Raw genomic sequence first — 8,615 nt, 5'->3', positions numbered from 1 at the left:
GCTAAGCCAATGTCAAAGCCTTCAGGGGCTTGCATTTTTGGTGTGAGTATCTGTACTTTATCTTTTAGTGGGCTGTTATCTAATACTATTTTAGGAACCATTGCTACACCAAATCCTAGGCTAACCATAGACACCATTGCCTCATGCCCCGCCACTTGTGCATAAATTTTTCCGTGAATATTGTTTTTTCGCCACCACATTTCTAGGCGCTGCCTAGAAAAACCCTGTTCAGGCACAATAAACTCTAATTCAGACCAATCAAGCTCTGTATTGTTTGATGTTAATTTTTCAGTAATCGTACATTGAACTTTTGGACCAATAAGCACTAATGGTGAATGGCCTATATCTACAAAAGCAATTTGCGCGGGTAATTTTCCGGGTTTAGCTGCTATTGCCATTGATTCATGACCATCGAGCACACGGTTTATAGCTAGTGCAGGGTCGCCCGTATTTAAAGTTATTTCTATATACTGATGCTGCGCTCTGAGTTGCTCTAAAATTTGATGCAAAAAACTATAAGAGGCGGTAACAGAGCAATAAATACTGACTTTCCCATAAATATGTTGCTGTGGCTCTTTCACATTAGCTTTAAATCGTTGCCAGTTAGCAAGGGTAGCAGTGGCGTAATCAATAAAAGACTCTCCCTCTTTTGTTAATTTTACACTGCGGTTATCGCGTATAAATAGCGCAACGCCCACCTCTTCTTCTAGGTGTTTAATATTACGACTTAATGTAGGCGCACTCACATGGCAAAGCTCGCTTGCTCTAGCAAAGTGCAGTGTTTTAGCCAACGCTAAAAAATATTTTAAATGCTTATGATCCATAGCAACACCAGTATTTCATATTTTGAAACACTTTAATTCAAATATATCATTTTACGCAAGTAACATTTTTAAATATGGTGTTTACAAGCGCAAAATAAAGCGCATCTAACAAACATATTTATAGGACACTAACAATGGCGAATTACTTTAATACCTTACCTTTACGCGAACAATTAGCGCAATTAGCGCAATGTGAATTTATGGACGCAAGCGAATTTACAGACGGTGTAAACGCACTTAAAGGTAAAAAACTAGTTATTGTAGGCTGTGGCGCACAAGGTTTAAACCAAGGCCTTAACCTACGCGATTCAGGTTTAGACGTGTCTTATACGTTACGCGATTCAGCTATTGCTGAGCGCCGCCAATCATTTTTAAACGCATCTGAAAACGGCTTTACTGTAGGTACTTACCAAGAGCTAATTCCAACAGCTGACGTAGTACTTAATTTAACGCCAGATAAACAACACACAGCAGTCGTTAACGCCATCATGCCGTTAATGAAGCAAGGTTCTACACTTGCTTACTCACATGGCTTTAATATTGTTGAAGAAGGCATGCAGGTTCGCGAAGATATCACTGTAATCATGGTTGCACCTAAATGCCCAGGTTCTGAAGTACGTGAAGAGTACAAACGTGGTTTTGGTGTACCAACACTTATTGCCGTTCACCCAGAAAACGACCCACAAGGTCATGGCCTAGCACAAGCTAAAGCCTACGCTGCTGGCACAGGTGGTGACCGCGCAGGCGTGCTTAAATCGTCATTCATTGCTGAAGTTAAATCAGACCTTATGGGTGAGCAAACTATTTTATGCGGCATGTTACAAACGGGTTCTATTTTATGTTTTGACAAAATGATTGAAAAAGGAATTGATGCAGGTTACGCATCTAAACTAATTCAATTTGGTTGGGAAGTGATCACAGAAGCTCTTAAATACGGCGGCGTAACAAACATGCTTGACCGTTTATCTAACCCAGCAAAAGTGAAAGCATTTGAACTTAGTGAAGAGCTAAAAGTTATTATGCGTCCACTTTATAATAAGCACCAAGACGACATCATCGACGGTACATTCTCACGTGTAATGATGGAAGATTGGGCAAACGATGATGCTAACCTTCTTAAATGGCGCGCAGAAACCGCTGAAACTAATTTTGAAAAAACACCCGCTGGTGATGTAGAAATTTCAGAACAAGAATTCTTCGACAACGGTATTTTGATGGTCGCTATGGTTAAAGCAGGTGTTGAACTTGCATTCGAAACTATGACAGCGGCTGGCATTATTGAAGAGTCTGCGTACTACGAGTCGCTTCACGAAACACCACTGATTGCTAATACCATTGCACGTAAAAAGTTATTTGAGATGAATCGTACTATTTCAGACACTGCTGAATATGGGTGTTACTTATATAACCATGCTTGCTTACCATTACTTGCTGACTTTATGAAAAATATCGACACCGATGTAATTGGTAAAGGCTTAGGTGAGCAAAGTAACCAAGTAGACAACAAAGCGTTAATTGAAATTAATACAGCGCTGCGTGAGCACCCGGTTGAAATAGTAGGCGCTAAATTACGTGGCTATATGTCAGCCATGAAAAAAATTGTTTAACTTTATCCTTTAAGTTTCGCTTGTTAGAAACCAAGCTCACATGCTTTGCGTGTGGGCTTTTTTATGCCTTATAGTTTAGTTAAAAAGAGGCTATTTTTTTGTTCATTCGCATTATTTAACTCTAAATAAATTGTGTGCTAACATCATATTCTACTTCGTTGTAAAAAATTATTATAAAATGATACAAAACCTTTCCATTACTCAAAAAATTACAGCTCTTGGCAGTGGCATCGCTATTTTTGTTGCAGCACTCATTGGCATTACATCGTTATACAGTTCTGAAGATATAATAGAACAACGCATGATTGAGTCAGAGCTACCAGGTAAGCTGCAAACAATTAGTAACCACATTGGTGGTGAAATAAATATGCTAATTGGTGCTGCAGAGCAACTCTCATCAAACGAATTTATTTTACAATGGGCAGAAACCAATAATAACGATGCATTGCTTTTAAAAGAGCTTAACCGCTTGGTAGAACAATACGACTTAGCGACTGCATCGTGGGCTAACCGAAACACCGCACAATACTGGAATCAAGAGGGCTTTTTACGCGTACTAAAAAACGATGAAGCCGATGGGTGGTTTTTTGCCTTCAAAGAATCAAGAAAACCCTACTCTATCAGTATTTACCAAGAGTCAGTGAACGACGTAAAAATGTTCATTAACCACCAACAAGTAAATGGTAAAGGTTTGGCAGGGCTTGCAAAAAGTATCACTGACATGCAAAAGCTACTGCAACAATTTAAAATTGAGCAAACAGGGTTTGTATTTATTGCTGATAAAAGCGGCCTTATTCAATTGCACAAAGATTCAAATAAAGTAGCAAAAGCAAATATTGATTCGGTGTATGAAGCTAATATCAGTAATGAAATATTAAGCTCAAACGGATTTAGGTTAAAAGAAATCGACCTCGATGGCCAAGCCACCCTTGTAGCAGCAACCCCGATAGAAAACACCGACTTATTTATTGTGGCTCAAGTACCAAAGAGTGAAGTATTTGCAAGTGTAAGCACGCTTCAGTGGCAAATATTTACATTTACTTTAATCATTGCCTTAATTGCTAGCCTAATTAGTTACTTATTAGCGCGTTCGTTGTCTTCGCCGTTATTTAAAATGGGCGAATTATTCTCTCGTTTAGGTTCTGGCGACGCAAACTTAGCATACAGGTTACCCGAATCAAGCCAAGCCGAGCTTAATAACTTAAGCGCGGGCTTTAATCAGTTTATTAGTAAAATTGAAGTGGCCATTGGCCAAGTTGCCACAGAAAGCCACGATATAAAGCGCAGTTCCGACCATGTGTTTGAGCAAGCTAAACGTAATTCTCAGGCTATAGACAGCCAAAAAGAACAAACTATTTCTGTAGCCGCAGCCATTAACCAAATGGGTGCAACTGTGCAAGAGATTGCTCAAAGCGCAGCTAACGCCGCCAAACTTACCGATAGCAGTCGCGAAAACACAATGCAAAGCCACAATCAGGTAATGCAAAGCCAAGCAACTATCTCTGCGCTTGCAAGCGACATTGACGGCATAACAGAGCAAGTGTCACTGCTCTCTAAAAAGACGGTTGATATTGCCAGTATTATTGATGCGATTCGCAGTATTTCAGAACAAACAAATCTATTGGCGTTAAATGCGGCAATCGAATCTGCTCGTGCTGGTGAGCATGGCAGAGGGTTTGCGGTTGTTGCCGATGAGGTAAGAGCGCTGGCAAACCGCACTTCACAATCAACCAACGAAATTCAATCAATGATTGAAGAGCTGACCCAAATATCAGATGACGTAGTAAAAGATATTAGCCAGTCAAAAGATAAAGCGCAGCAAAGTGTGGGGGCCATGCAAAACTCCGTTGAGTTACTTGATGTGATTAGCGAAACATCTAATCAAATAAATGACATGGCAACCCTAATTGCAACGGCTACCGAACAACAAAGTAATGTAGTAGCCGATGTAGGGCGTAACATTGAGCAAATTAGCGAAATTAGCGACAACGCCATGAGTGAGCAGATGAATACTGAGCAAGCTATTCGTGACCTAGCAAGCAGCGCTCAAACATTAGATGCCTTAGTAGCAACCTTTGAAAAACACCGTTAAAATCTCTGAACTATACCAATTCGCTTAATCAATGATCCCAATGGGTTGATATCAACGCGAATTGGTATTAAACACCTCCTCTAAACAAAATTGCGACTACAATTAGTTTGGAGGTGGATATGCAAACTAATCAATTTAAGTTTTTGATCATATTTGTAGGGCTATTTGCGCTGGGCGCATGCAGCTCAACACCGCTTGTCGCACCACCAGTTAAACTGCTCCAAATAAATTCGTTTGAGTTACATACTCTAGAATCACCAGAAGAAATTTTTACTCTCAGCGACAGCCTCAAGCAGCAGCTCAAAAGCCATTTAAAAAGTAAGCAATCTGCCCAAACGCTAGCACACAATATATTGAGCTTTTTACTTAAAAATGGTGATGATTCGCTTTCATATCAATCGGGGGCAACCCTCACCGCATCACAAACCTTTAAAAACTTAAATGCAAATTACTTATCGCTCTCTATTTTAGCGTATAGCCTTGCTGACTATTTAGATATAAAAGCACGGTTTAATAACGTTCATATCCCAGAATATTGGGCTCTTAACAATGGATTTAACCTACTGACAGGCCACATTAACTTAAGTATTGATACCGCCACTGAACCTTCTAACCAGTCGGTATTTATTTACCAAGGCAAAAAACGCTTAATAATAGACTTTGACCCTAATAGCCGTCAGGCTCGCTTTAAAACAACACCTATTAGCAAAAACACTATCACAGCCATGTTTTATAACAATAAAGGGGCTATTGCACTTGTTAATAAGCAGTACGACTTAGCTTATAACTACTTTCGTAATGCAGTTAAAGTCGACTCTAGTTTTAGTGCTGGATGGGGGAATTTAGGCGTGTTGTTTAGACAATTAAACTACTTAACTGAAGCTGAAAAAGCCTACACCCACGCAATATTGCTTAATCAAAACAACAATACTGCAAAAGGTAACTTGGCTGTTTTGTATCAGCTAACAGGCCGTTCGGAGTTAGGCACTGACATCTTAAAAAAATTACACATCAAGCGTCAAAACAACCCTTATTACCATGTATCCCTTGGTAATACAGAGTTTGAGCAATCTAATTTTGCACTTGCATTAGCACATTATAAAAAAGCCTATAGCCTTGCGCCTTCATTACACGAAAGCCACTTTGGTCAAGCTAGCGTGTACTTTAAATGGGGAAACACCCAAAAAGCGATATACCATCTTGAACAAGCAGGTAAAAAAGCTGACTTTTTACATGACAAAAAACGTTATGAGAGTAAATTAAACGCATTACTTTCATTAACAGCAAAGTTATGACCATTAAATACTTTTTATGCTTAATTTTAATATGTGTGTGCGCTAATAGTTATGGGAATGCCCTTCACACTCAGCTTATTGATGATTTAAACCATTTAGCAAGCAATCCGCTCATGGGCCGAAAAACAGCAACAGAAGGTGCAGCAAACACGCGAGCATACCTACATAGTAGGCTTTCTAAGTTTAACCTAAATGTAAGTGAGCAAACGTTTACTTATAAGTCAGGCATTTTTGAGCATGCACAAGGCATTAATATTATTGCAGTGCCCACCAAATCAACACAATGTCAAAAAATAATTATTACAGCCCATTACGATCACCTTGGTAAGCGAGGTGGAAAATATTATTTTGGGGCAAACGACAATGCAACAGGCGTTGCTGCCCTGCTTTACTTGGCGTCTTCGTTACAAAATAAAGAATTCCCTTACGAATTGGTATTTGTATTAACTGACGCAGAAGAAAATGGCTTACATGGCAGTAAACACTTTGCACAAACGCTTAACTCAAATAACGTTTTAATGAATATAAATTTAGATATGCTTGGGGTGAAAAAACATAAATCCCGCGTGTATGCATTAACATCCTATTCATTAAAACAAAAACTTAAGCCCGTATTCACCGCCTTAAATAACACTAAAATAACAATCAAACCTGTCTATTCGTCAAAACAAATGAATCGGCTAATTAAATCACAAAATATTGATTGGCATAAGGCAAGCGATCATTATTCATTTGCGCAAAACAACATACCGTATGTTTACTTTGGAATGGGTCACGACCCTCACCACCACACAACTAAAGACACCGTACAGCACATTGATATACCTAAGTATGTAAGTACCGTACTCGCAATAGAGGGCTTTATTAAACAGTTAGCGCACCATCATTATGATGATTTAAACGCTGAAACATAAGCCTCTTTTTTTGCCCTTGGTAACTTTTTTATTTTACACTCAAGCTTACTCGCTTCGCTTTTACTCCCAACTTCCTGCTGATGAATAAGTATAAGAGGCCCTTTACCTTTTAAATTTTTCGCCCCTTTACCCGCTTGATGCGTTGCAAAGCGCTTATCTACATTAGTAGTAATGCCGGTATACCAGTGCCCAAACCGTGTTTGCACTATGTACAAGTGCCATAAAGTGCCTGAAGTATGTGTTTTTGGCTCTAGGGTTTGTAAACTTTTTTCATTATTGGTGGTCAAAATATTACCTTAATACCCTTAACTCAAAACAATTGCTTAAAAGGGTTTTACCTTCAGTGACTAATCGGTATCATGCAGATTATAAAAAATAAGGATCACAACAAACAATGCAGTCGTTAAAAACTTTTTCTCTTTGGCTTATCGTCGCTTTAACACTTAGCTCTGCAGCAGGTTGCTCTAGCTGGGTATACAGAATAAACATCCCTCAAGGTAACTTTTTAGAGCAATCGGATGTTGAAAAGCTTCGTGTAAACATGACTCGAGACCAAGTTATTTATGTATTAGGCCGTCCTATTGCCACAGATGCTTTTGATAACAACACATGGCGTTATGTTTACAGCTTCAATAAAGGCCGTGAAAACGAGCAACATAAAGAGCTAGTGATTAACTTTGAAAATGAAAAACTTGTTTCGCTTTCAGGTGACTACGATCAGCCAGAAAATTTCAACACCCCTTTAGAACAATAATATTGTCGCTAAAGTAAAAAGGTAAGCTTTGCTTACCTTTTTTTATACCTAAATTATCGCTCGAGTGGGCGACCACCCGTTATTTTATTTGCTCGGCCTTCTTCTTTTGCCTTTTCAGCGCGTTTTCTTCGTGCATCTTTAGGGTCTGCAATTAATGGACGGTATATTTCAATACGATCACCATCTTTTAATTCGTAGTTTGCCTTAACCGTTCTATTCCATACACCTAATGTAAGTGCATTTGCGTCTATTTCAGGGCACTTTTCAATAATACCCGACTGAATAACCGCTTGTTCGGCCGTGCAGCCTGGCTGCACCTCAATCGATAAACAGGTTGCAGTAGTAGGTAAAGCAAAAACAACTTCAATGTTAATCATATTCGCGCTCCGTATACTTCTTTAGCCCGCGAAGTAAAAGCACTTACCATATTTTTTGCAACATCATTAAAAATTTTACCAAACGCAAGCTCAATAATTTTGCTCGAAAATTCAAATTCAAGCTCTAAATAAACTTTGCATGCATGGGCATCTAATGCTTGAAAATGCCAACGCCCTTTAAGCGTTTTAAATGGACCATCAACCAGTTTTAATAACACGGTTTGTTCGTCTATAAAGGTGTTTTCGGTGGTAAACCACTTTTTTATACCCGCCTTAGATATTTCTATACTCGCGGTCATGTTATTATGCTGCTGCGAAACAATTTTTGAATCAGAACAATTTGGTAAAAACTGAGAATAAGCTTCTACATCATTAACTAGATCAAACATTTCTTTAGTGCTGTACATAACCAGCGCACTTTTTTCAATTTGTGGCATACTCACTCCCAAATGTGTGGGCGAATTTTAGCAAGCTTTGTTCGTTTCCCCAAACTTTCATGACGCATAAATTAGATCTAATTTTTTAAAATCATTACTAAAAATCGATGTAAAACATCTCACATTACGTATATTATAGGGCACTATGGCTAAGAAAAATTCATCAAAATCGACAAGCAATACCATCGCGCTAAACAAAAAAGCGCGACATGAGTATTTTTTACACGATAAGTTTGAAGCAGGTGTCGAACTACAAGGCTGGGAAGTAAAAAGTATCCGAGCTGGTAAAGTAAATATCTCTGAAACTTATATACA

10 protein-coding genes are annotated in these 8,615 nt (G+C 38.7%); 6 read left to right on the top strand and 4 right to left on the bottom strand.

The features are described 5' to 3' along the window. Nucleotides 1-824, bottom strand: an 824-nt coding sequence (gene ilvY / locus BCG07_RS19820) for an HTH-type transcriptional activator IlvY (RefSeq protein ID WP_286891681.1), incomplete at its 3' end; no start/stop codon positions are given. A gap of 134 nt (nt 825-958) precedes the next feature. Between ilvY and ilvC the strand changes: the two genes are divergently transcribed. The 4 genes from ilvC to BCG07_RS19800 all read left to right on the top strand — a co-directional run bounded on the left by ilvC (nt 959) and on the right by BCG07_RS19800 (nt 6,732). Continuing rightward, nucleotides 959-2,431 carry a ketol-acid reductoisomerase gene (gene ilvC, locus BCG07_RS19815; RefSeq protein ID WP_010557222.1) on the top strand — a complete coding sequence of 491 codons (1,473 nt, stop codon included), beginning with the start codon at nt 959-961 and terminating at the stop codon, nt 2,429-2,431. Nucleotides 2,432-2,609: 178 nt separating this feature from the next. Continuing rightward, a complete protein-coding gene (locus BCG07_RS19810; RefSeq protein ID WP_286891679.1) occupies nt 2,610-4,523 on the top strand; it encodes a methyl-accepting chemotaxis protein in 1,914 nt (637 codons plus the stop codon). A gap of 119 nt (nt 4,524-4,642) precedes the next feature. After that, nucleotides 4,643-5,818: a tetratricopeptide repeat protein gene (locus tag BCG07_RS19805; protein ID WP_243531248.1), complete on the top strand. Its 1,176-nt coding sequence runs from the start codon at nt 4,643-4,645 to the stop codon at nt 5,816-5,818. Further along, on the top strand, nt 5,815-6,732 hold the full coding sequence (locus BCG07_RS19800; RefSeq protein WP_286891678.1) for a M20/M25/M40 family metallo-hydrolase: 918 nt from the start codon (nt 5,815-5,817) through the stop codon (nt 6,730-6,732). The genes BCG07_RS19805 and BCG07_RS19800 overlap by 4 nt, the downstream gene beginning before the upstream one ends. On the opposite strand, the gene BCG07_RS19795 is transcribed toward BCG07_RS19800, so the two are convergent. Beyond that, nucleotides 6,705-7,019 (bottom strand): GIY-YIG nuclease family protein, encoded by a 315-nt coding sequence (locus BCG07_RS19795; RefSeq protein WP_006793932.1) that lies wholly within the window; start codon nt 7,017-7,019, stop codon nt 6,705-6,707. The genes BCG07_RS19800 and BCG07_RS19795 overlap by 28 nt on opposite strands. Before the next feature lie 107 nt (nt 7,020-7,126). On the opposite strand from BCG07_RS19795, the gene BCG07_RS19790 reads away from it, so the two are divergent. Further along, nucleotides 7,127-7,486, top strand: coding sequence for an outer membrane protein assembly factor BamE (locus BCG07_RS19790; protein ID WP_006793933.1), 360 nt, complete (start codon nt 7,127-7,129; stop codon nt 7,484-7,486). Nucleotides 7,487-7,539: 53 nt separating this feature from the next. Here the strand turns inward: BCG07_RS19790 and BCG07_RS19785 are convergent, their stop codons facing one another. Both BCG07_RS19785 and BCG07_RS19780 read right to left on the bottom strand, forming a co-directional pair. Next, nucleotides 7,540-7,863 carry an RnfH family protein gene (locus tag BCG07_RS19785; protein ID WP_008130063.1) on the bottom strand — a complete coding sequence of 108 codons (324 nt, stop codon included), beginning with the start codon at nt 7,861-7,863 and terminating at the stop codon, nt 7,540-7,542. After that, entirely contained in the window at nt 7,860-8,300 is a 441-nt protein-coding gene (locus BCG07_RS19780) for an SRPBCC family protein (RefSeq protein WP_006793935.1), read from the bottom strand. Before BCG07_RS19780 ends, BCG07_RS19785 begins: the two co-directional genes overlap by 4 nt. Nucleotides 8,301-8,445: 145 nt before the next feature. Here BCG07_RS19780 and BCG07_RS19775 point away from each other — a divergent pair. Then, nucleotides 8,446-8,615, top strand: a 170-nt coding sequence (locus BCG07_RS19775; RefSeq protein ID WP_286891682.1) for an SsrA-binding protein, incomplete at its 3' end; no start/stop codon positions are given.

The sequence above is a fragment of the Pseudoalteromonas sp. ESRF-bin5 genome, assembly GCF_002632075.1.
GTDB lineage: Bacteria > Pseudomonadota > Gammaproteobacteria > Enterobacterales > Alteromonadaceae > Pseudoalteromonas > Pseudoalteromonas marina.
Note: the sequence above shows the minus strand (reverse complement) of the source record. Positions and strands in the feature narration are given on the sequence as shown.